Annotated in this window: 24 protein-coding genes; 13 read left to right on the plus strand and 11 right to left on the minus strand. The window is 64.9% G+C overall.

The genetic code is table 11. From position 1 onward, the window contains the following. Window positions 1-122: 122 nt before the first annotated feature. The 8 genes from ACOQOU_RS02070 to ACOQOU_RS02105 all read right to left on the minus strand — a co-directional run bounded on the left by ACOQOU_RS02070 (window position 123) and on the right by ACOQOU_RS02105 (window position 7,960). Window positions 123-311, minus strand: coding sequence for a hypothetical protein (locus ACOQOU_RS02070; RefSeq protein ID WP_109768125.1), 189 nt, complete (start codon window positions 309-311; stop codon window positions 123-125). After that, window positions 308-1,246, minus strand: coding sequence for a carbohydrate ABC transporter permease (locus ACOQOU_RS02075; protein ID WP_306025834.1), 939 nt, complete (start codon window positions 1,244-1,246; stop codon window positions 308-310). Before ACOQOU_RS02075 ends, ACOQOU_RS02070 begins: the two co-directional genes overlap by 4 nt. Continuing rightward, window positions 1,243-2,190 carry a carbohydrate ABC transporter permease gene (locus ACOQOU_RS02080; RefSeq protein WP_306025835.1) on the minus strand — a complete coding sequence of 316 codons (948 nt, stop codon included), beginning with the start codon at window positions 2,188-2,190 and terminating at the stop codon, window positions 1,243-1,245. The genes ACOQOU_RS02075 and ACOQOU_RS02080 overlap by 4 nt, the downstream gene beginning before the upstream one ends. Window positions 2,191-2,290: 100 nt before the next feature. Next, entirely contained in the window at window positions 2,291-3,610 is a 1,320-nt protein-coding gene (locus ACOQOU_RS02085; RefSeq protein WP_109768128.1) for an ABC transporter substrate-binding protein, read from the minus strand. Between the two features lie 164 nt (window positions 3,611-3,774). Continuing rightward, window positions 3,775-4,950, minus strand: coding sequence for a Gfo/Idh/MocA family protein (locus ACOQOU_RS02090; protein ID WP_306025836.1), 1,176 nt, complete (start codon window positions 4,948-4,950; stop codon window positions 3,775-3,777). An 11-nt stretch (window positions 4,951-4,961) separates the two neighbouring features. Then, window positions 4,962-5,822 carry a sugar phosphate isomerase/epimerase family protein gene (locus ACOQOU_RS02095; RefSeq protein ID WP_306025837.1) on the minus strand — a complete coding sequence of 287 codons (861 nt, stop codon included), beginning with the start codon at window positions 5,820-5,822 and terminating at the stop codon, window positions 4,962-4,964. After that, a complete protein-coding gene (locus ACOQOU_RS02100) occupies window positions 5,819-6,877 on the minus strand; it encodes a sugar phosphate isomerase/epimerase family protein (RefSeq protein WP_306025838.1) in 1,059 nt (352 codons plus the stop codon). Before ACOQOU_RS02100 ends, ACOQOU_RS02095 begins: the two co-directional genes overlap by 4 nt. 54 nt (window positions 6,878-6,931) lie before the next feature. Next, the gene (locus ACOQOU_RS02105) at window positions 6,932-7,960 is read right to left on the minus strand and encodes a LacI family DNA-binding transcriptional regulator (protein WP_109768132.1); all 1,029 of its coding nucleotides are present in this window, start codon (window positions 7,958-7,960) and stop codon (window positions 6,932-6,934) included. A gap of 161 nt (window positions 7,961-8,121) precedes the next feature. On the opposite strand from ACOQOU_RS02105, the gene ACOQOU_RS02110 reads away from it, so the two are divergent. Beyond that, entirely contained in the window at window positions 8,122-9,726 is a 1,605-nt protein-coding gene (locus ACOQOU_RS02110; protein WP_306025839.1) for a fumarate hydratase, read from the plus strand. Window positions 9,727-9,739: 13 nt separating this feature from the next. Here the strand turns inward: ACOQOU_RS02110 and ACOQOU_RS02115 are convergent, their stop codons facing one another. Both ACOQOU_RS02115 and ACOQOU_RS02120 read right to left on the minus strand, forming a co-directional pair. Next, window positions 9,740-10,357, minus strand: a complete 618-nt coding sequence (locus ACOQOU_RS02115; RefSeq protein WP_420578826.1) for a pyridoxamine 5'-phosphate oxidase family protein — start codon at window positions 10,355-10,357, stop codon at window positions 9,740-9,742. Continuing rightward, window positions 10,354-10,707: a DUF971 domain-containing protein gene (locus tag ACOQOU_RS02120; protein WP_306025841.1), complete on the minus strand. Its 354-nt coding sequence runs from the start codon at window positions 10,705-10,707 to the stop codon at window positions 10,354-10,356. The genes ACOQOU_RS02115 and ACOQOU_RS02120 overlap by 4 nt, the downstream gene beginning before the upstream one ends. Before the next feature lie 117 nt (window positions 10,708-10,824). Between ACOQOU_RS02120 and moaA the strand changes: the two genes are divergently transcribed. The 5 genes from moaA to ACOQOU_RS02145 are packed head-to-tail and all read left to right on the plus strand — an operon-like array spanning window position 10,825 to window position 15,385. Beyond that, the gene (gene moaA, locus ACOQOU_RS02125; RefSeq protein WP_109768136.1) at window positions 10,825-11,847 is read left to right on the plus strand and encodes a GTP 3',8-cyclase MoaA; all 1,023 of its coding nucleotides are present in this window, start codon (window positions 10,825-10,827) and stop codon (window positions 11,845-11,847) included. Beyond that, complete coding sequence (locus ACOQOU_RS02130) at window positions 11,840-12,322, plus strand: hypothetical protein (RefSeq protein ID WP_109768137.1); 483 nt, start codon at window positions 11,840-11,842, stop codon at window positions 12,320-12,322. The genes moaA and ACOQOU_RS02130 overlap by 8 nt, the downstream gene beginning before the upstream one ends. Next, window positions 12,319-13,419, plus strand: a complete 1,101-nt coding sequence (locus ACOQOU_RS02135) for an NAD(P)/FAD-dependent oxidoreductase (RefSeq protein WP_306025842.1) — start codon at window positions 12,319-12,321, stop codon at window positions 13,417-13,419. Before ACOQOU_RS02130 ends, ACOQOU_RS02135 begins: the two co-directional genes overlap by 4 nt. 39 nt (window positions 13,420-13,458) lie before the next feature. Continuing rightward, entirely contained in the window at window positions 13,459-14,448 is a 990-nt protein-coding gene (locus ACOQOU_RS02140; RefSeq protein WP_420578827.1) for a DMT family transporter, read from the plus strand. Window position 14,449: 1 nt separating this feature from the next. Then, complete coding sequence (locus tag ACOQOU_RS02145) at window positions 14,450-15,385, plus strand: DMT family transporter (protein WP_306025844.1); 936 nt, start codon at window positions 14,450-14,452, stop codon at window positions 15,383-15,385. On the opposite strand, the gene gcvA is transcribed toward ACOQOU_RS02145, so the two are convergent. Beyond that, the gene (gcvA, locus tag ACOQOU_RS02150) at window positions 15,382-16,323 is read right to left on the minus strand and encodes a transcriptional regulator GcvA (protein WP_306025845.1); all 942 of its coding nucleotides are present in this window, start codon (window positions 16,321-16,323) and stop codon (window positions 15,382-15,384) included. The two genes, ACOQOU_RS02145 and gcvA, sit on opposite strands and share 4 nt — an antisense overlap. Before the next feature lie 116 nt (window positions 16,324-16,439). Here gcvA and ACOQOU_RS02155 point away from each other — a divergent pair, with 116 nt between their 5' ends. The 7 genes from ACOQOU_RS02155 (at window position 16,440) to ACOQOU_RS02185 (ending at window position 21,896) form a co-directional block, all read left to right on the plus strand. Beyond that, window positions 16,440-16,580 carry a hypothetical protein gene (locus tag ACOQOU_RS02155; protein WP_306025846.1) on the plus strand — a complete coding sequence of 47 codons (141 nt, stop codon included), beginning with the start codon at window positions 16,440-16,442 and terminating at the stop codon, window positions 16,578-16,580. Between the two features lie 85 nt (window positions 16,581-16,665). Then, on the plus strand, window positions 16,666-17,871 hold the full coding sequence (locus ACOQOU_RS02160) for a multidrug effflux MFS transporter (RefSeq protein ID WP_306025847.1): 1,206 nt from the start codon (window positions 16,666-16,668) through the stop codon (window positions 17,869-17,871). A 46-nt stretch (window positions 17,872-17,917) separates the two neighbouring features. After that, window positions 17,918-18,817, plus strand: a complete 900-nt coding sequence (fdhD, locus tag ACOQOU_RS02165; RefSeq protein ID WP_306025848.1) for a formate dehydrogenase accessory sulfurtransferase FdhD — start codon at window positions 17,918-17,920, stop codon at window positions 18,815-18,817. Continuing rightward, a complete protein-coding gene (mobA, locus tag ACOQOU_RS02170; protein ID WP_306025849.1) occupies window positions 18,810-19,451 on the plus strand; it encodes a molybdenum cofactor guanylyltransferase MobA in 642 nt (213 codons plus the stop codon). Before fdhD ends, mobA begins: the two co-directional genes overlap by 8 nt. Beyond that, window positions 19,451-20,002, plus strand: a complete 552-nt coding sequence (gene mobB / locus ACOQOU_RS02175; RefSeq protein ID WP_306025850.1) for a molybdopterin-guanine dinucleotide biosynthesis protein B — start codon at window positions 19,451-19,453, stop codon at window positions 20,000-20,002. The genes mobA and mobB overlap by 1 nt, the downstream gene beginning before the upstream one ends. Beyond that, a complete protein-coding gene (gene glp / locus ACOQOU_RS02180) occupies window positions 19,999-21,297 on the plus strand; it encodes a gephyrin-like molybdotransferase Glp (protein WP_306025851.1) in 1,299 nt (432 codons plus the stop codon). The genes mobB and glp overlap by 4 nt, the downstream gene beginning before the upstream one ends. Beyond that, on the plus strand, window positions 21,294-21,896 hold the full coding sequence (locus ACOQOU_RS02185) for a cytochrome b/b6 domain-containing protein (RefSeq protein ID WP_306025852.1): 603 nt from the start codon (window positions 21,294-21,296) through the stop codon (window positions 21,894-21,896). Before glp ends, ACOQOU_RS02185 begins: the two co-directional genes overlap by 4 nt. Window positions 21,897-21,903 lie beyond the last annotated feature (7 nt).

Genomic DNA, 21,903 nt, shown 5'->3' on the forward strand with positions numbered 1-21,903 from the left:
CGATTTGCCCCGATACAGCGTTCCAAAGGCTTGAAAGTGCACCACACTTCCGGCGCCTTTGCGCCTCGTCTCGCAGCAAATCGTCTCTAACCAAATCAATCGGGCTCATGGATGAATGACCTTCACTCCGGAAAATGGCTGACGATGATGAACATCACCGTGCCGATCAGCGTCACGATGAACGAATAGGTGAAGAAGCCGATTGCAAAGGGCTGCATCAGCATCAGAACGCCGAGCGCGATCAGGATCGTCGCCACCATCTCCCATGGCCCCCGGCGAAAACGGGCCAGACCGGTGAAAAAGCCGTTCATTTGCGCACCGCGCCGAAGGTGATGCCGCGCAACAGATGCTTGCGCAGGGCAACCGTGAAGATCATCACGGGCAAGAGGAACAAGGTCGCGCCTGCGGCCACCGCCGGCCAGTCCTGCCCGCCCACGCCAATGATCGTCGGGATGAAGGGCGGCGCGGTCTGCGCGGTGCCCGAGGTCAGCAGCACGGCAAACGCGTATTCATTCCATGAAAAGATCAGGCAGAAGATCGCCGTCGCCACGATCCCGGTCGTCGCCTGCGGCAGCACCACCTTGTAGAAGGCCTGAAAGCGCGTGTAGCCGTCGATCAGTGCCGCTTCCTCATATTCGCGCGGGATCTCGTCGATGAACCCCTTCAGCAGCCAGACCGCCAGCGAAATGTTGACCGCCGTATAGAGCAGGATCATGCCCAGATGGGTGTCCGACAGGCCAAGCTGGCGGTACATCAGGAAGATCGGGATCGCCACCGCGATCGGCGGCATCATCCGCGTCGACAGGATGAAGAACAGAAGATCGTCCTTCAGCGGTATTCGAAAGCGCGAAAAGGCGTAGGCTGCCAGAACGCCCAGAAAGATGCTCAGGAAGGTCGAGCCGAAGCCGATGATGATCGAGTTGAGGAACCGTTCGCCGTAGCGTGACGGGCCGACGATCACCATGTCGTACTGCCGGACGATCTCCTCGTACCAAGTCTGCGGCGGATTTGCGGCCAGATAGTCCTCGGTCTGGCGCGTGCGCGTGGTGAAGAGGTTCACATAGCCTTCCAGCGTCGGCTCGAAGAGCACCTTGGGCGGGTAGGAGATCGCGTCCGCCGGGCTCTTGAAGCCGGTGGCGACGATCCAGACGAGCGGGATCATCGTGATCAGCGCATAGGCGATGACAAGCGTGCCGGCGATCCATTTCTGCCGGCCCGACGGCTCGTTGACCGAATGGGCGCTCATCGTTCCTTCACCTTGTTGAGGGCCTTCACATAAATCGAGGCCAGGCCGAACACGGTCACGAACAGGATGATGGCATAGGCCGACGAATAGCCGGTGCGCCATTTCTCGAACGCTTCGCGCTTGAGATTGATCGAAGCCAGTTCGGTGATGCTGCCCGGCCCGCCGCCCGTCAGTTGCACGACCAAGTCGAACATCTTGAAGTTCTCGATGCCACGGAACAGCACGGCCAGCATCAGGAACGGCAGCACCATCGGCACGGTGATCGTCCAGAACTGGCGCCATTTCGACGCCCGGTCGATCTCGGCGGCCTCGTAGATGTAGTCGGGGATGGATCTCAGGCCGGCCAGGCAGATCAGCATGACGAACGGCGTCCACATCCACGTGTCGACGATCACGATCGACCAGGGCGCCAGCGTCACCGAGCCGATCATCTCGAACGAGGACGGGTCGGCGCCGATGAAGAAGGCGACGATGTAATTGAAAAGTCCGATTTGCGGCTGGTAGAGGAAGGTCCAGAAATTGCCGACGACGGCCGGCGACAACATCATCGGCAGGACGATGATCGTCGTCCACAGATCGTTGCCGCGAAACTTCTTGTTGATCAGATAGGCCAGCGCAAAGCCGATCAGCACCTGGAAGACGATTGTCCAGAACAGGAAGTGTGCGGTCGCCTGCATGTTCAGCCAGATGTCGCTGTCTGTCAGGATGCGCTCATAGTTGCGCAGGCCCACCCATTCGACCTCGCGGTTCGGCCGGTTGGCGCGGAAATTGGTGAACGACAGATAGATCGTCCAGATCAGCGGGAAGATGTTGATCGCCAGCAGCAGAAAGATGGTCGGCCCGACGAACAGCCACGCGATCGCCCGGTCCGACAGGCCGCGCACCTTGCGTGCGACCCGGGCCGGCGTGCGCTGGGCGATTTTGTCGATGGCGGTGTCCGTCATGCGGCCACAAGCCTCCCGCTCGTGCCATGGGCACGATCATGAATGCAAAATTTCCAAGGGGCAACGCCCCGGCCGTTTTCGGCCGGGGCGCCGATCACTGTCAGAGCTTGCCTTCGTCCTCGAAGACTTCGGTCCAGTCCTCGATCAGCTTGTCGAGCGCTTCCTGGGCCGTTCCCTGATCGGCAACGATGTAGTCATGCAGGCGCTTCTGCATCGCCAGCAGGAGTTCGGCATAGGCAGGCTCCTGCCAGAAGTCCTGAACGCCGTCCATCGCCACCAGGAAGTCACCGGCAAACGGCGCGCTTTCCTCAAAGCCGTCGCCCTGCAGCACCGAATTGTGGGCCGAATAGCCGCCCAGCTCCCACCATTTGGCCTGCACCTCGGGCTGTGCGAACCACTTGATGTATTCGAGCGCCGCATCCTGCTTGTCCGAATAGGCGACGACCGAGATGCCCTGCCCGCCCAGCGTCGAGGCGGCCACGTTCTGCGGCGGGTTGACGAAGAAGTCGATCTTGTCGCCGCCCGTGTTCGGATCCGCATAAAGGCCGGGGAAGAAGGCGAACCAGTTCATCGCCATCGCCACCTGACCTGACTTGAAGGCGTCGAGCGACTGCTCCATGTAGGCGTCCGTATATCCGGGCGGCGTGCAGCACTCGTAGAGCTCCTTGTAGAACTCAAGCGCCTCGACCGCTTCGGGCGAATTCACCGCGCCCGCCATGTCGTAGCTGCCGGGCTCGTTCTCGTACTTGAAGCCCCAGGCGTAAAGCGCGCCGGTGGCGCCCATGGTGATGCCTTCCGACCCGCGCTCGGTGAAGATGGAAACACCGTAGCGTGTCTGGCCATCGATCTCGCGCTCTTGAAAGAACTTGGCGATCTGCATGAGCTCCATCTGCGACTGCGGCTCACGCAACTCCTGGCCGGTCTCTTCCATATAGGCCGCGCGGATGTCCTCGTTCTCGAACCAGTCCTTGCGGTAGAACCAGCCGTTCGCATCGCCCATCGCCGGCAGCGCGTAATAGTTCGGCGAACCCTTCGGCCAGGTCGAATAGGCATAGACGGTCGCCGGGGCGAAATCGTCCATCGAGATGCCTTCGGCATCGAAGAAGTCGTTGAGCTTGACGTAATGGCCGTTCTCGGCGCCACCGCCGATCCACTGGCTGTCGCCGATCAGAAGGTCGCACAGCTTGCCGCCCGAATTGAGCTCGTTGAGCATCCGGTCGGCGAAGTTCGGCCACGGCACGAACTCGAAATTCATGGTGTGACCGCTCTCGGCCTCGAACTCCTTGGACAGTTCCACCAGCGCGTTGGCCGGGTCCCATGCCGCCCAGCACAGGGTCAATTCTTCGGCCTGGGCCGCGTTGGCCCCCATGAGGCCGGCGGTCGACATGGCGGTTGCCATCAACAATGCACGTTTGATCATCGATTTCCTCCCTGATGAAGCGGACTGCGGCGGCTGAACGCGAACCGGACGGGCCCTCCCAAGCGCCGAACTTCGACCAAAAGCCTAAATGAGGTACGCACCTCATGTCGAGTCCCAATTTGTGCCGGCGACAAAAAAGTTCATCGCCGGCCGGTCAGTAACGGTCAGATTGCAAGCTTGACCCAAGCCGTGTTGCGTTGTGACGAACGCACGCACGCATCGACGAAGGCAACGCCGATCAGCCCGTCATGCGCGGTCGGATAGACCACATCGTCGGGCACCGGTTCGCCGGCGCTCACGGCGCGGATCGCCGCCGCAGCCTCGGTGTAGATGTTGGCAAAGCCTTCAAGATAGCCTTCGGGATGGCCCGGCGGCACACGGCTCATCCGGCCCGCAGCTTCCCCGGCCCCGGCGCCATTGCGCGTGATGAGGCGCTTGGGCTCACCGAGCGGCGTGAACCAGAGATAGTTGGGGTCCTCCTGCCGCCATTCGAGCCCGCCCTTGTCGCCATAGACCCGCAGCTTGAGGGCGTTTTCGTTACCCGGCGCCACCTGGCTCGACCACAGCATGCCCTTGGCGCCTCCGGCAAACCGCAACAGCACATGGGCATTGTCGTCCACGCGCCTGCCTTCGACGAACGTGTCGAGATCGGCGGCCAACGCCTCCACCTGAAGCCCCGTGACGAACTGCGCCAGATTGAGCGCATGGGTGCCGATGTCGCCGGTCGACCCGCCCGCGCCCGACCGCGCGGGATCGGTGCGCCAGGCCGCCTGCTTCATGCCTGCAGCCTCGAGCGGTTCGGTCAGCCAGTCCTGCGGATACTCGGCCTGTACAAGCCGGATGCGGCCGATTTCGCCATTGGCGATCATCTCGCGCGCCTGCCGGATCATCGGATAGCCGGTGTAATTGTGCGTCAGGATGAACAGCGCGTCCGAACTCTCGGCCAGCTTCACCAGCCGCTTGGCGTCCGGCAGGGTCGAGGTGAGCGGCTTGTCGCAGATGACATGGATACCGCGCTTGAGGAACTCGCGCGCCACCGGATAGTGCATGTGGTTGGGCGTGACGATGGCAACCGCATCGATGCCGGTCTTCAGCCGCGCCTCGCGCTTTGCCATCTCGATGAAGTCGCCATAGATGCGGTCGTCCGGCAGGCCGAGATCGCGGCCCGATGCCTTCGATTTTTCCGCCGTCGAACTGAACGCGCCGGCAACGAGCTGATAGTGGCCGTCGATCCGGCTGGCGATCCGGTGCACAGCGCCGATGAACGCGTCGCGCCCGCCGCCGACCATGCCCAGCCGGATCGGCCGTCCCGCAATGTCGTTCCTGCCTTCTATTGCCATTTCTTCCTCCCCTATGCGTGGGCTTCTGACGCCATCCAGCCACCCCTGACAAGCGCGATCGCTTCGGTGAAGACCTGCGCTTCGCTGTCGAACAGCGGGCGCCAGACCTTGGTCGCCGCGGCGATGTCGGGCAGCGCATGGCCGAACGCCTCGACCGTCAGCCAGCCGTCGTAACCGGCCCGTCGCAGGGCATCGAACGTCGCCTGGAAATCGATATGCCCCCGGCCCGGTGTGCCGCGATCGTTCTCGGAAATATGGACATGGGCCATCTGCCCGGCCGTCTCCGCGATGACACCGACCGGGTCCTTTTCCTCGATGTTGGCGTGGAACGTGTCGTAGAGATAGCCGTAATTGTCCGACCCGACGGCCCGGGCCAGCGCCGCCGCCCGCTCCGCCGTATTCAGCGCGTAGCACTCAAACCGGTTCAGCGGCTCAACTGCGATCGTCAGGCCCGAGCCGGCGGCATGGGCCGCCATTTCGGTGTGTGCCGCAACGATGCGATCCCACTCGGCATCCGTCGGTCCCGATCCGCTGAAGACGCCCAGCGGCTGGTAGAACGGACCGCACAGAACCTCGGCGCCAAGCGCGGCCGAACAGTCGACCAGCCATTTCAGATAGTCGACCCCGGCCCGACGGCATGCACGATCTCCGCTGATCGGATTGCGCGCCTCGTCCTGCACGATGGCGACCGCTGTGCGGTCGAGCCCCAGACCATCCAGCCGGGACCCCAGGGCGGCGTAATGCGCCTCGTCGCCCTCGAACACCGGCACCTCGACCCCGTCATAGCCGGCCGCCTTGAGCTGCTCGAGCACGACCGTGTCCGCATCGGTGACGTGGGTCGTCCAGAGCAGCAGGTTGAAGCCGATCTTCATCGGTCGATGCCCAGCATCTTGCGGTTTGCGGCATCGTCCGTGCCGGCGCCGGCAAAATCGTCGAATGCATGCTCGGTCACGCGGATGATATGCGCATCGACGAAGGCCGCGCCCTCGCGCGCGCCGTCCTCGGGATGCTTGAGCGCGCATTCCCACTCGACGACGGCCCAGCCGTCGAAGTCGTATTGGGTCAGCTTGGAGAAGACCGCGCCGAAATCGACCTGCCCGTCGCCCAGCGAGCGGAACCGCCCTGCCCGATCCACCCAGGACTGGTAGCCGCCATAGACCCCTTGCCGGCCGGTCGGGTTCAGTTCCGCATCCTTGACGTGGAACATCTTGATGCGGTCGTGGTAGATGTCGATATTGTCGAGATAGTCGAGCGCCTGCAGCACGTAGTGGCTCGGATCGTAGAGCATGTTGCAGCGCGCGTGGCCGCCGAGGCGCTCCAGGAACATCTCGAACGTGATCCCGTCATGCAAATCCTCGCCCGGATGGATCTCGTAACAGATGTCGACGCCGTTTTCCTCGGCGTGGTCGAGGATCGGGCGCCACCGCCCGGCCAGCTCGTCAAAGGCCGCTTCCACCAGTCCTGCCGGCCGTTGCGGCCAGGGATAGACATAGGGCCAGGCGAGCGCTCCCGAAAAGGTCACATGAGCGCCGATACCCATGTTCCGCGAGGCGGTGATCGCCTTCATGACCTGGTCGACCGCCCATTCCTGGCGCGCCTTGGGGTTGCCGTGCACGGATGGGTCGGCGAACCCGTCAAACGCGGCGTCATAGGCCGGATGAACCGCGACGAGCTGGCCCTGCAGATGTGTCGACAGTTCGGTGACCTCGACGCCGTTCTCCGCCCCCTTGCCCTTGAACTCGTCGCAATAATCCTTGCTTTCGGCCGCTTTTGCGAGGTCGAAAAGGCGCCCGTCCCAGCTCGGCACCTGCACACCCTTGTAGCCGCAATCGGCGGCCCATTTGGTGATCGCGTCCCATGAGTTGAACGGCGCCTCGTCGCCGGCGAACTGTGCCAGGAACAGCGCCGGGCCCTTGATGGTCTTCATGGTCTCTCCTCCCAATCGGTGAATCAAACAGGGCGCAAAGCGCAGCACCCGGCTTCAGGGCAAATTCTCCCTGAGAAAGATCTCGGTGCGGATGCGCTCCTGCGACGGGATCGTCTCCATCCCGTCCACATCCGCCTTCAGGACGCGCAGCGCCGAACGCACGATGTGACCCGGATTTTGTGCGATCACCGCATCGAACGTCCCGTCTGTCAGGGCCGCGCGCGTGCAGTCCGTCAATTCGTGGGCGATGACGGTGACGCGGTCGCTGGCACCGGCCGCGTTGAGAGCCTGCACCAGACCGTGATTGCCGGCGCCGGCCGAATAGACGCCGCCAATGCCGGGGTGTTTGGACAAAAGCCGCGTAACCTGCGCGGTCACAAGATCGCCCCGGTCGTGGCATTCGAGCGTCGGCATCACATGCAGATGGCCGAAGCGTTCCGCCATGACCTGATCGAAGCCCAGCCGCCGCTCGGCATGGTCGCGCGCGCTCATCGAGCCGGCGATCACCAGCACCGATGCCGGCGCGACCGGCAGGAAGCGGCCGAGCAATGTTGCGGCGGTGCGCCCTGCGGCGACGTTGTTGATCCCGACGAAGTGCCCGCAGCCGGCCGTCGGCAGGTCGGCGACCACCGGCACGACGCTGGTGCCGGCCGCCATCACACGCCGCACCGCATCGCGCACGCGCGGCGTCTCCGGCGCCATCAGGGCAAGGCCGTCCGGCGGCGCCTTGGCGAGAGCCCCCATCATGTCGGCAAGCGCATGGGTATCGTCGGCCGGATAGGTGCGAACGGCGATCCGCATCCGCTCCATGGCAGTCATCGCCGCGCTTTCGGAGATCGCGGCCCGCAATTCGGACAGAAACTCCGTCGGCGCATCAGGCAGGATGCAGGTGAAGTCATAGGTGCGCTGGCGGGCGAGGTTCGCCGCCGCCACGTCGCGCACATAGCCGAGCTGTTCGATCGCGTCGTTGACCCGCGAAATCGTCTTTGCGCGCACACCGGGGCGCTTGTTGAGCACGCGATCCACCGTCGCAAGGCTCACGCCTGCCGTCTGCGCGATGTCGTGGACTGTCGGTCGCGACATGCGCCGCTGGCTCCCTCACCGTTTTCGATCTTTATGAGGTACGTCCATCGGCGGCGTCAATGCGCGCCGCAATATCGCTGCCGAACAACGGATTGGGCCAAAGCCTCGATTGCGCTTTGCCTCCCGTTCGCTAGAAGCGTCCAAAAAGACCGGAGCCCCCCATGAGCGCGCTGTTTCCCCTTGCCAAGACCGAAACCGCCTACCGCCGGCTGACCGGCGAGCATGTTCGCACCGACAGTTTCCGCGGGCAGGACATGCTGGTCGTCGAGCCCGAAGCGCTTCGGCTGCTTTCCGAAGCGGCATTCTCCGACATCAATCACCTTCTGCGCCCCGGCCATCTCAAGCAGCTTGCCTCGATCCTCGAGGACCCGGAGGCAACCGACAACGACCGGTTCGTCGCCTACGATCTTCTGAAGAACGCCAACATCGCCGCCGGCGGTATCCTGCCCATGTGCCAGGACACCGGGACTGCGATCATCATGGGCAAGAAGGGGCGGCGCGTCTGGACCGACGGCGGCGACGAGGACGCGATCGGACAGGGCGTCCGCGACGCCTACGAAAAGAAGAATTTGCGCTATTCGCAGCTCGCCCCGCTGTCGATGTTCGAGGAAAAGAACACGCGCAACAATCTGCCTGCCCAGGTCGATATCTATCAGGAGGGCGAGGAAGCCTACGAATTCCTGTTCGTCGCCAAGGGCGGCGGGTCCGCCAACAAGACGTTCCTTTATCAGGGCACGCCGTCGCTTCTGACCCATGACCGGATGATCGATTTCCTGAAAGAGAAGATCCTGACGCTCGGCACCGCCGCCTGCCCGCCCTACCATCTGGCCATCGTCATCGGCGGCACCAGCGCCGAAATGAACCTGAAGACGGTCAAGCTCGCCTCGACCCGCTATCTGGATGGCCTGCCCACCGAAGGCTCCGAAGATGCGCACGCCTTCCGCGATCTCGCCATGGAAGCCGAGGTCCACAAGCTGACCCAGCAGATGGGCGTCGGCGCGCAATTCGGCGGCAAATATTTCTGCCACGATGTGCGCGTCATCCGCCTGCCCCGCCACGGCGCCTCGCTGCCGATCGGGCTGGGCGTATCGTGCTCGGCCGACCGACAGGCGCTCGGCCGGATCACGCGCGACGGTGTCTTTCTCGAGCAGCTCGAGACCAATCCGGCCCATTACATGCCAGACGTCGATGAAGGCGCACTTGGCGGCGCGGTGGTCGAGATCGACCTCGACCGGCCCATGACTCAGATTCTCAAGGAACTCAGCCAACACCCTGTCAAGACTCGGCTTTCGCTGACCGGCTCGATCATCGTCGCGCGCGATCTCGCCCACTCCAAGATCAGGGAGCGGCTCGAGAATGGCGAACCGATGCCCGACTATTTCAAGAACCATCCGATCTATTATGCCGGCCCCGCCAAGACGCCCGAAGGCTTTGCCTCGGGTTCGTTCGGACCGACCACGGCGGGCCGGATGGATTCCTATGTCGACCAGTTCCAGTCCTTTGGCGGCTCGATGGTGATGCTGGCCAAGGGCAACCGGTCGCGACAGGTGCGCGAGGCCTGCGCCCGCCATGGCGGCTTTTATCTCGGCTCGATCGGCGGTCCGGCCGCCCGCCTCGCCCAGGACTGCATCAAGAAGGTCGAGGTCGTCGAATATCCCGAACTCGGCATGGAGGCGATCTGGCGCATCGAGGTCGAGGACTTCCCCGCCTTCATCGTCATCGACGACAAGGGCAACGACTTCTTCAAGGAACTCAATCTGGGCTGAGCGCGGCAGGCGCTCACCACATCGTCTTGGCGGCGCGGTCGGGCCAGGCTTCGTCATAGGCCCTGCCGTCGATACCGCCATCGGTCTGCGCGGCCAGCACATCGCCCGGCGTCGGAATGGAGCCGGGCTCGACATGGCGTGCCGGGTCCCACAGGCCGGCACGCATCACCGCCCGGCCGCATTGGGTGTAGATTTCGCCGATCGTGACGACGATGGCCGAGCGCGGCCGCTGGCCGTCCCGTTCCATCGAGGCCAGAAGATCGGCGTCCGCCGTCACGATCGCGGTGCCGTTCAGCCGCACCGTCGTCTTCGAGCCGGGAATGAGAAAGCAGAAGGCGACGCGCGGATCGCGCACGATGTTGCGCAGCGTGTCGATGCGGTTGTTGCCGCGCCGGTCGGGGATGATCAGCGTCTTGTCGTCATGGATGGTGAACGCGCCACCAGCTTCACCGCGCGGCGAACAATCGAGCCCCTCCGGCCCGACGCTGGCGAGCGTGAAAAAGGGCGAGGCTTCCAAGAGCCGGCGATACTCGGTCGTGATCCGCGTCGCCACCTTGGCGAGCGAAGCTTCGCCGGGCGTGCCGTACAGCGCCTCCAGTGCGGCAATGTCGTCAATGGCCTGAAACATCATCGACTCAACCCCTTTTGTTCCAGTTCGGCGAGATAGGCCGCCCATTTCTCGTCCTTTTGGATGCCCAGCTCATTGAGGTAGCTCCAGGTGAAGATGCCGGTCGCGTGCATGTCGTCGAAGGTGATGCGCACCGCGTAATTGCCCACCGGCTCGACCTTCATGATCCCGACGTCTTTCTTGCCGCCGACCGTCTTGCGCTGTTCGGGGCTGTGGCCCTGCACCTCGGCCGAGGGCGACATGACACGCAGCATCTCTGCGGTCAGAGCGTGCCTGGCGCCATTGTCGAAGGTGACGGTCAACTGGCGCTTGTCCGCCGAAACGCGCAACTCGGTCGGCCAGATATCGCTCATCGGTGCCTCCGTTTCAGGCAAATCATGACACGTCCGGTCGGGATTTGCGCCCCATGGCCTTGACCGTCAAGAAAAACCGTCAAATTGTGGCCATCGCGGATTGGATACAAAACCCCGATGCACAACCACGCGCCCACCACGCAGCCCCCGATGATCGATCCGTTCGGCCGGACGGTGAGCTATCTGCGCGTATCGGTCACAGACCGTTGCGATTTTCGCTGTGTCTATTGCATGTCCGAGCAGATGACGTTCCTGCCAAAGAAGGACCTGCTGACGCTCGAGGAACTGGACCGCCTGTGCACGGTCTTCGTCGAAAAGGGTGTCCGCAAGCTGCGGCTCACCGGTGGCGAGCCGCTGGTGCGCAAGAACATCATGCATCTGGTGCGCCAGCTTTCGCGGCACCTTGAATCGGGCGCGCTCGAAGAACTGACGCTGACGACCAACGGCTCGCAACTCGCCCGCTTCGCCGGCGAACTGGTCGACTGCGGCGTCAGGCGCGTCAATGTCTCGCTCGACACGCTCGATCCCGGCAAGTTCAAGACCGTCACCCGCTGGGGCGATCTCGATCGCGTTCTCGGCGGCATTGCCGCGGCCAAGGCGGCCGGCCTGCAGATCAAGATCAACGCGGTTGCCCTCAAGGGCGTCAACCATGCCGAGATCGTGCCGATGATGGAATGGGCCCATGGCGAAGGCTTCGATTTCACGCTGATCGAGACCATGCCGATGGGGGAAATCGACGAGGATCGCACCGACCAGTATCTACCCCTGTCGCAGGTGCGCGCCGATCTCGCGGACCGTTTCACGCTCACCGACATTCCCTACAAGACGGGCGGCCCTGCCCGCTATGTGGAAGTGGCCGAAACCGGCGGCCGCCTCGGCTTCATCACGCCGATGACCCACAATTTCTGCGAAAGCTGCAACCGCGTCCGGCTGACTTGCACCGGAACGCTCTACATGTGTCTGGGCCAGGAGGATGCAGCCGACCTGCGCGAACCGCTGCGCCGGTCCGAGGGCAACGAACTGGTCGGCGCCGCCATCGACGAGGCCATCGGCCGCAAGCCCAAGGGCCACGACTTCGTCATCGACCGCACGACCCGCAAACCGTCCGTCGGTCGCCACATGAGCATGACCGGTGGCTAGGATCGCCACCGCGGCGCTGGCAGCCGGCTTGGCGGTGGCCGCCGGCGGCCTCGCCCTCGCCGACCAACTGGCCTATGAAAATGCCCGGTTCGGCACCCGCTTCGCGCTGCCCGCGCACATGTTCACCGCCATCGATCCGCCGCCCGCCAACAGTGACGGCATCCGGTTTTTGTCCGACGATGGAGCGGCGCTCAGCATCTTCGGCCAGTTCAATGTCTTCAACGAAACGCCGGAGCAGATGCGCCAGCGGCTCGCCGGCTATCGGGCTGAAAACGCGGAAAGCGTTACCTATGAAGCGGCGGGCGACGACTGGCTGGTGCTGTCCGGCTTTTCCGGAACCGACATCTACTATGAGCGCTACGAGTTCGGCCGGGACGCGGTCGTCCACGGTGCGGTCCTGGTCCATCCGGCAGCCGACAAGGCGCGGTATCAGCGCCTCGTCGCGAGCTTTGCCGAAAGGCTGACCGGACCATGACCGGCATCGCCGTGGTCGGCGCTGGCATTTCCGGCCTTTCGACCGCCTGGGCGCTGGCAAAACACGGCGTCGATGTCACGCTTTACGAGCAAGGGCCCATCCCCAATCCGCTGTCCGCCTCCGGTGACGAACACCGCATCATCCGGCGCGCCTATGGCGGCCAGACGGGCTATGCACGGCGGATCGACGAGGCCTATGACGCATGGAACGAGCTTTTCGACGATTTGGGCGAAAACCACCTGATCGAAAACGGCTTTCTGATCGTCTCGCGCGAACCTGGCGACGAGGCCGAGCAATACCGGAACGGTCTTCTGGCTGGCGGCTACCCGCTGGATGTGCTCAGTCCGGCAGCGGCAGCCGACCGGTTCGGTTTCCTCGAGCCTGGAACTTTCCGTTACGCCGGTTTCAGCCCCGAGGGTGGTGCGCTTTTGTGTCAGAAGATCGGTGCCGGGATCGGCGACTGGCTGCGCGCCAAAGGCGTGACCGTCCGCGACAACACCAAGGTGACGGCCATCGACGGCACCGCGGGTACGGTGACCACGGAAGGCGGCGAAACCAAACGTTATGACCGCGTCATCGTCACCGCGGGCGCCTGGGTGCTCGCTCTGGTGCCGCATCTGGCCGAACGGCTGACTACATACCGGACCGCTGTCGCCTACTTCACCCCGCCGCCCGATCTCGCACCAGCATGGGAAAATGCACCCGTGCTGCTCGACATGGGCGGCGATTCCGACGGCTACGGCATCCCGCCGATCGGCGGCTCCGGCCTCAAGCTGGGCACGGGCAACCACAAGCGAAAATCCGGCCCCGATGAGGATCGCGACCCGGGCAGTGACGAAGCCGACGCGATACGGCGCTGGTTTTCCCCGCCATTGGCCCGGCTCGACGAATACACACACGAGAAGACGGTCACATGCGCCTACACGTTCACATCCGACGAGCGCTTTGCCCTTCACCGGGAAGAACGGCTCTGGGTCGTCTCGGCCTGCTCGGGCCATGGCTACAAGTTCGGCGCGGCCATCGGCCGGCGCGTTGCGCGCCATGTGACCGCCAACGATGAAAACGCGCTGGTGGCCTGGCTTGAGGCCCGCGATTGAGCCGGTGACAAGATCGGCGCTGTTCACCGGCACACCGCCATGATAGGCCGATGGCGGTCGGGTTCACCGGCCGTTTTCGTTAGAGATCGAAAGCACCGGGTCACCATGCCTTTGTCGGCGAACATAAGGGGCTGCCTGTTCATGTCCCTGTCGATGGCCGCATTTACCATCAATGACACACTCACCAAGTCCGTCATGGACACGCTGAACACCGGACAGATCATGTTCGTCCGCGGTGCGGTCATCCTCGCCGGCCTCCTCGTCTATCTGCGCGTCCTGCGTCGGCCGATCCTGGCAAAGGGCATGTTCTCGGCGCCGGTCATCGTCAGGACCGGAGGCGAATTGGCGATGACGGTACTGTTTCTCGGCGCACTGGCGCATCTGCCGCTTGCCAACGCAACCGCGGTCCTGCAGGCGGTGCCGCTGGCGGTCGCATTGGGCGCCGCGCTCTACCTTGGCGAGCGCGTCGGGTGGCGACGGTGGACCGCGATTCTGATCGGTTTTTGCGGTGTCCTTCTGATCGTTCGCCCGGGCCTTGCCGGCTTCAACGCCTACACGTTGATGGTGGTCGGAGCGGTGATTTTCGCGGCGGTGCGCGATCTTGCAACGCGCCGGATCGTCGCGACGGTGCCATCGCTCACCATTTCGGCGCTGACCGCATTGACGGTCACGCTGACCGGCCTTGTGCTGATCGTTCCCCTTGGCGGCTGGACGCCGATGGACGCGTCCGTCGTCGTGATCTTGATGGCCGCCGCCGGCTTTCTTTTCGCCGGATACCTTTTCATCGTCATGGCCATGCGGGAGGGCGACATCGGCTTTGTCGCGCCGTTCCGCTACACGGCGCTTCTCTGGGCGCTTATTCTCGGCCTGGCGTTCTTCGGCGAGTTCCCCGACACGGCAACCCTTGCGGGCGCGGCGATCGTCGTCGGCACCGGCATCTATACGCTCTATCGGGAAAGCCGGCCCGGCCGGGCACGGCACGCCGCTCGGCGCCCGGCCGCTGCATCGAGACCGGCGCCGGGTGCCTGAGATGTCCGCGCCCCTGCCCTTGCCGGCCCCCGTTACGCGCAACCTCACCGCCATCGCGACGATGACGCTGGCGATGGCTCTGTTCGCGCTTGACGACAGCTTCATCAAGCTCGCCGCAGCCGAAATCAATGTCGGGCAGGTCATCCTGTTGCAGACGCTGATCGCGGTGGTGGTGTTCGCCATTCTCACCAGGCTTTCGGGCGATGCCTTGTGGAGCCGCGCCTTCCTCGCGCGCCCGGTCGTCCTGCGCAACACCGGCGAGGTGCTCGGTGTCGTCTGCTTCGTCACCGCGCTCGCGCTGATGCCGCTTTCGACCGCCTCGGCCATCCTGCAGGCACAGCCGCTGGTCGTCACGCTCGGCGCCGCGCTTTTCCTGGGCGAGAAAGTCGGCTGGCGCCGATGGACCGCCGTCATGATCGGCTTTTTCGGGGTGCTGATCATCATCCGGCCCGGGATGGCGGGGTTCACGCCGGCAGCGCTTCTGGCGGTCGGCGCGGTGATCGGGCTTGCAGTGCGCGATCTGGCGACGCGTCGCGTGGAGACCGGCATCAGCACGATGCAGCTGTCGACCTTTGCGAGCGTCGTCATCCTGCCGCCCGCCTTCGTCATGATGATGGCCTATGGCGGCTGGTCGCCGATGAGTTTTCAGACAACGCTTTATGTCATCGGCGCCGCGATGTCCGGCATGGGGGCCTACTACGCGATCACATTGTCGCTGCGCATCGGCGAACTGTCCGTCATCGCGCCTTTCCGCTATTCGAGACTGCTGTTCGCGTTGATCCTGGGCTTTTTCCTGTTCGGTGAAGAGCCCGACCTGCCCATGCTGACCGGCTCGGCGCTGATCATCGGCACAGGCATCTACGCCTTCTATCGCGAGCGTTTGCAGGCGCGGCAGCCGGCGACCGGGCCCCGGAACGAAGCCGCGCGCGAGCCTTAACCCCGGTTGCGCAACCGGTCGAGCTCGGCCTTTTCGCCCTCGATCTCCGAGCGCACGAACGCCCGGAACGCCTCGATCTTCGGCTCGGCGGTCATTTCCGGCAGGCAGCAGAAGTAGAAGCTCGCATTGGACGGCAGCACCAGATCGAACGGCGCGACGAGCCGGCCGGCGCGAATGTCACGGGCGGCCAGTGTCAGCCGGCCGAGCACGATGCCTGCCTGGTCGACCGCAGCCTCGATGGCGTGGTCGGCATGGCTGAAGCGCGCGCCGCGCGATGCATCGATGCCATGGGCACCGGCATGTTTGAGCCAGGTCGCCCAGGTCACCGCCTTGGGCAGGAACGACGCCGAATCATCGTGCAGCAGGGTCATCGACGTCAGGTCGGTCAGTGACATGGCGCCTCCGAACCGCTGTTCCAGCAGCATCGGGCTGATCAGCGGCGTCGCCGCATCTTCCGCCAGCGGCTCCACGCGCAGCCCCGGATAATTGCCGCCGCCGAACCGGATCGCCACGTCGATCGGGTCCTTTCTCAGATCGGACAGGTTCAGATTGGCCGCGATGCGAAACTCGATGTCCGGATGCAGTTCCAGAAAGCGGTGAATACGCGGCGACAGCCACTTGGCGGCGAAGGCCGGCCCGGTCGACACGGTCAGCACATTGTCGGGCGTTGCGGGCCTGAGCTGGTTCATCGCCCCGTGCAGCCGCTCGAACCCGTCCTGAACGAACGGCGCGAAACGGGCGCCCTCCTCGGTCAGCACCACGCGGCGGTTGAGGCGCCGGAACAGCGCAATGTGCAGATGCTCCTCCAGTTGCCTGATCTGGAACGACAGCGCCGAAGGCGTGACGTTCAACTCCTCGGCTGCCTTCTGAAAGCTCAGATGGCGGGATGCGGCATCGAACGCCCGCAGGGCATTGAGCGGTGGAAGACGGCGCGTCACATCAGTTTTCCTTATGCGAACCGTCAGAAGTTCGCGTTTGTCGGGCCGTTTGGCAACAATTATTTAAATCTCGACCCAAGGCCGATCAGCCGACCCCCGCACAAGGAACCGCACCGATGACCCACACCGACCCTTTCGATCGCGACATCGACTATGACCGCGCCAGACGGTTTGCCGCCCTTGAGCGCAGGATGGCCATCGATGCTCTGGTTCGCCGCGTGTTCCGCCTTGGACGCCGGCAGGCACAGCAACGTTGAACGGACCGGCGGCGGATGGGCGCCGCCGACTTCTCTTGACGGGCAATTCGGAGTAAGGACACGCGTCCAACCACCGGTTTCCCCGATGTCGCAAGCAATCCTGTCCAGGCCGGGCACCGTCAGGCCGCTGCTCGTAACGCTCGTCGTTCTGGCGGCGGTCAGCCCGCTTGCGATCAACATGTTCGTACCCTCCATGCCCTCGATCGCCGACGATTTCGGCGCCCCCTATCCGACGGTGCAACTCGGGCTGTCGCTCTACCTGATCTTCATGGCGCTGCTGCAACTCGTCGCCGGTCCGGTTTCCGACCGGATCGGCCGGCGCCCCGTCCTGATCGCCGGCATGACGGTCTTCATCATCGGCTCGGTCGTTTGCATGCTGGCGCCCAATGTCGAGGTCTTCCTGTTCGGCCGCGTCGTCCAGACGGCCAGCGCCGTCGGGCTGGTGCTTTCAAGGACCATCATCCGCGACATCTATCCGCGCGAGAAATCGGCGTCGATGATCGGCTATGTCGTCATGGGAATGGCGGTGGCCCCGATGATCGCGCCCGCCATCGGCGGCCTTGCCGACGAAATGGCCGGCTGGCGCGCCGCATTCGTGCTGCTGACCCTGTTCGGCGCGGTCGCGCTTGCCGCAACCGTGATCTTCCTGCCGGAGACGAACACAAGCGAGGGGCAAACCGCCCGCACGCAGATCGCCACATGGGGCGTGTTGGCCCGCATGCCCGCTTTCTGGCTCTATGCGATGACCCCGACACTCGCGTCGATGGTCTTTTTCGGTTTTCTGGGGGGCGGGCCGGCGGTTTCCGATGCGTTTCTGGGCCAGACACCGTTCGAGTACGGGCTGTGGTTCTCGCTGTGCGCGCTTGGCTATCTGATCGGCAACTTCCTGTCGGGACGATTTTCGCAGCTGCGCGGCATCGAGGCGATGATCCGCGACGGCTCCTTCGTCACGCTGGGCAGCACGCTGACGCTGCTGGTCCTGTTCGCCCTGGGCCTGGACCACCCCGCGGCGCTGTTCATCCCGATCGCCTTGACCGGCATCGGCAACGGGCTTGTGCTGCCGAACGCCACCGCCGCGGTCATCAGCCTCAAACCGGAAGCCTCGGGCGCCGCATCGGGCCTTCAGGGTGCCCTGCAGATCGGCTGCGGAGCGATCGCATCGATCATCGGCGCCTACGCCGCGCGCGGCGGGGAGTCGCCCGTCGGGCTTGCCGTGGCGCTCACCGTGATGGCACTGGTCGCCCTCGCGGTCGCCCTGATCGCGATCCGTTCGCCCAGCGACGCCGATTGACGGTTTTCACGTTGAGCCGACACGCGCGCTTGGGCATTATCGCGACATGACAGCCAACGCCGCTCCAACGCCGGAAGCCGCATATCTGGTCGCGCCCGACCCCGATGCCGACGGCCTGTCGGCGGAGGTCTCGGGTCATGACCAGGACGGCAACCCGATGACGACGCGGGTCGTCACCGAGCGTCCTCTGACGCTCTATCTGAACCGGCAGGAAATCGTCACCATGATGACGATCGGTGATCATCCCGACCTCCTCGCGGTAGGCTATCTGATCAACCAGAACATGCTGCGGCCCGACGACGAGATCACCGCGATCGACCATGACGACGATCTGGACGTGGTGGTCGTGCGCACGGCCCGCGAGACCGACTATGAGTCGGTGCTGCAAAAGAAGGTGCGCACGTCCGGTTGCGCCCAGGGAACCGTGTTCGGCGACGTGATGGAAGGGTTCGACGCAACGGCCCTGCCCGCCGGCGCCGTCCTGCACACATCGTGGCTGCACGGACTGACGAAAACCATCAACACCACGCCCAGCCTCTATCTCGCGGCAGGGGCGATCCATGGCTGCGTGCTGTGCGAACGCGACCGGCCGCTGGTCTACATGGAGGATGTCGGCCGTCACAACGCCGTCGACAAGATTGCCGGCTGGATGCGGCTCAACGGCGTGGCTGGCGCCGACAAGATTTTCTACACGACCGGCCGGCTGACCTCGGAAATGGTGATCAAGACCGTCATGATGGGGATTCCGGTCCTGGTATCGCGGTCGGGTTTCACTGCTTGGGGCGTCGAACTGGCGCGGCAGGCCGGCCTCACCCTGATCGGCCGCGCCCGCGGCAAGCGCTTCACGGTTCTTTCCGGCAATGAACGGATTGACCGCGACATGGACTGGTCGAAGGTGGCCGACGAGACGCCCGACATGCGGCGCAAGGGCGCGGGCGATGACTGATACGACCCCGCAAACAGACGCAATCCTTGGCGCCGTGCTCGCCGGCGGCCGGTCAAGCCGGATGGGCGGCATCGACAAGGCGCTGATCGCGCTCACCGGCAAGCCCCTGATCGCCCATGTCGCCGAACGCCTTGCACCGCAGGTCGGCGCCATGGCGGTCAACGCCAATGGCGATGCCGCGCGTTTCGACAGGCTGGGCCTGCCGGTCTTTGCCGACACGATCGGCGGCCATGCCGGCCCGCTCGCCGGCGTGCTCGCAGCCATGCGCTTTGCCAGCGATCGCGGTGCGGCATTCACCCATGTCGCCACGGCGGCGACCGACACGCCATTCTTTCCGACCGATCTGGTGACGCGTCTGGCGGCCGCCGCGACAACGCCCGACACGATCGCAATGGCGGCTTCCGACGGCAATCGCCATCCGGTATTCGCGCTCTGGCCGACCGGCTTGGCCGACGATCTCGAGCGCTGGCTGGCCGGGACGGACACGTTCAAGGTGATGGCGTGGGCAAAGCGTCACCGGTTCGCGCCGGTCGAATTCGGGCCTGGGGCCCATGGCGCCGATCCGTTCTTCAACATCAACACGCCCGAAGACCTGACCGCCGCCGAACGCCAGGCACAAGCGGCGCTTGTGTGATGGCTGACAGTCCGCCCCGCTTCGGTGTTGTCGGCTGGAAGAATTCCGGCAAGACGACCATGACCGCCAACCTGACACGCGAACTGATCGATCGTGGTCACCGGGTCGCGACCGTCAAGCGCGCGCACGGCGCCTTCGATATCGACCGGCCCGGCACCGACAGCCACACCCATCGCCAGGCCGGAGCGCAAGAGGTGGCGATCGTGTCATCCGCCCGCTGGGCGCTGATACACGAGAACAGGCCGGACGAGGCCGAAGTGCCGCTCGACGATATCATCGCACGGCTTTCGCCCTGCGACATCGTTCTGGTCGAAGGCTTCAAGGGCGCGCCTCACCCCAAGATCGAGCTGCGCGCGAACCATGACAAAGCGCGCCCTGCCCTTGCCGACACCGATCCGGCCATCGTCGCGGTCGCCTGCGACGACCTGCCGGGCGATGTGGCGCCGGACGGAAAGCCGGTTTTCCGGCGCGACCAGACCGAAGCGATCGCGACACTGGTCGAGCAGGTCTGCGGTCTCGGCACAGGGACCGAACGGCGGTCCGCGTCATGAGCGCAGGCCGGCAGACACTGATCGACGACTGTTTCGTCAATGACGGCCAGCGCATGCGTCATGACGATGTGCTCTCCTTGCTGGCCAACCGCCTCGAACCGGTGACCGGCACGACGACGGTATCGGTGGTCGGCGCGCAGGGCCGTATCGTGGCCGTGCCGGTCACCGCACCGGGTCCGGTGCCGCGCAGCGACAATGCCGCAGTCGATGGTTACGCGTTCGCTCACGCCGCCTATCTCAAAGGCCCGGACCGCCTGCCGGTTGCCGGACGGATTGCCGCCGGCGCGACCGCGACCGGACCGGTGCCGCCCGGCCGTTGCGTGCGCATCTTCACCGGCGCGCCGATGCCGGCCGGCACCGACACCGTGGCGATGCAGGAGGACTGCACCGTTCTTCAAGACGGAGCGATCGCGGTGCCCGCTGGCCTGAAGGCCGGCGCGAACCGGCGCCGGGCAGGCGAGGACTTCATGCCGGGCGATCCCGTCGTCCGCGACGGCCAGACGCTGCGCCCGCAGGACCTGGCAGCGCTCGCCGCGACGGGGCACGGGACGGTCTCGGTTCGCAAAAGGTTGCGCATTGCCATCCTGTCGACCGGCGACGAAATCGTCCCTGCCGGTGCCGAGGCAGGTGCGGCGCAGGTTCATGATGCCAACCGGCCCATGCTGCTGGCGCTTGCCGGCCAGGCCGCGACGACGGTCACCGACCTTGGTCATGTCGGCGACGATGCCGACGCGCTGCGCGAGACGCTGGCGACAGCGGCCGCAGATCATGACCTGATCATCACGTCCGGCGGCGCCTCGCTTGGCGACGAGGACCATATGCTCGCAGTGCTCGATGAACTTGGAAAACGCCATCTGTGGCAGATCGCCATCAAGCCGGGCCGGCCGATGATGTTCGGCCAGATCGGCGATACGGTCGTCCTCGGCCTTCCGGGCAATCCGGTCGCCGTGCTCGTCTGCTTTCTGCTTTATGCGCGCGCGGTGATCGGCCATCTGGCCGGCGCATCGGTGACGCCGCCGGTCGCCTATACGCTGCCTGCCGCCTTTGCCATTGACCGCAAGAAGACGGGCCGCCGCGAATTTCTTCGCGGCTGGACCGAAGCCGACCCGGAAACCGGCGTGCTGAACGCACACAAGTTCCCGCGTGACGGCTCCGGACTGGTCTCCGGCCTGCAGGCGGCGTACGGGCTGATCGACCTGCCCGAACATGTCGATGCGGTTGCGCTGGGCGACCCGGTGCGCTTTATCCCGTTTGCGGAGATGGGGCTGATGCCCGGCTGGAGCGGGGACGGATGACGACGGACGAGACGGCAGGACACACCGCCGGGGCGGCGGAGGAACGCCCCTCCGGCCCGCCGCACAGCGCCGCCAGGCGGCCGCTGCCGGCCGACCGCTTCGGCGGCTATGCGCCGCTCTCGGTCGCGCTTCATTGGCTCAGCGTCCTGTTTGCCGCCGCACTCCTGCTCACGGCATGGCTCGACCGACCCGAACTGCACGGTTTGGCGGGCCTTGTGGCGGCACCCTTCCTGCTGGTCCATACGCTGCGACGCCTCAAACGGGGTTTTCCCCGCGCGCCGGACGAGCCGGCCATCCTGTCCTTTGCTGCGCGTCTGGCGATCATCGCGATGCTGCTGGCCATGCTCGTCATCGTCCTGTCGGGGCTCTCGATCGTCTTGTCGTCAGACCGCATCTCCGGCCTCGCCCGCTCCGACATCGTCCTGCCATGGGCGCCCGGACCGGCACTGACGGCGGCGGCCCATGCGTGGCACGGAACTGCCGCGCAGCTGTTCCTTGCCGCCGCAGGCCTGCATCTTCTGGCAGCGCTCGGCTATGGCGCCCGCCGCATGCATGCGGTGACGAGCCGCATCGTGCGCCCGGTCCCGGGCGGGCGCTGAAGCGGCG

Origin of the sequence: Oceaniradius stylonematis, from assembly GCF_965223445.1 — a bacterium.
Lineage (GTDB): Bacteria > Pseudomonadota > Alphaproteobacteria > Rhizobiales > Rhizobiaceae > Roseitalea > Roseitalea stylonematis.